Source organism: Psychrobacter sp. TB20-MNA-CIBAN-0197 (assembly GCF_040309765.1).
Classification (GTDB): domain Bacteria; phylum Pseudomonadota; class Gammaproteobacteria; order Pseudomonadales; family Moraxellaceae; genus Psychrobacter; species Psychrobacter submarinus.
This window is the reverse complement of the sequence record NZ_JBEOPC010000188.1, coordinates 1-369: the sequence shown is the minus strand read 5'-3', so window position 1 is coordinate 369 and position 369 is coordinate 1. Positions and strand designations below refer to the sequence as shown.

Below are 369 nucleotides of genomic sequence, written 5' to 3'. Positions count from 1 at the left end.
ATCATTAAGTAAGCAAATTAAATCATTAGTTTTTTTAATACTTTTCAAAAATGTTTGTTTTTCAATAGCCGTGCTATCTAAATCAAATAGAAAATCACTAAACCCTTTTTTATCTTTAACGCGGCAAGTAATAGTTTTTTGCCTAGGAAAAAAACCTATAACTTCCTTAGGATCACCTTTGTAGTGCATGTAAGCAAGTGTAATAATAAGCTCTTCATTAAGCATTCTATCTGGCTTGCCCTCTTTTATTTCTCTAAAGAAAAACCAATTAGAAAGGTTGCTATTTCTAATGTTTTTAATCTCTTGAATAACATCCGGAGCTACAATTGAATTCCACATTTCAAAAGAATTTGGTTTAATTGGGTAAGG

At 29.8% G+C, this 369-nt stretch carries 1 protein-coding gene; it reads right to left on the bottom strand.

All coding sequences use genetic code 11. The features are described from left to right. The coding region (locus tag AAEY83_RS13245; protein WP_351059460.1) for a hypothetical protein at nt 1–369 on the bottom strand (369 nt) is incomplete at both ends.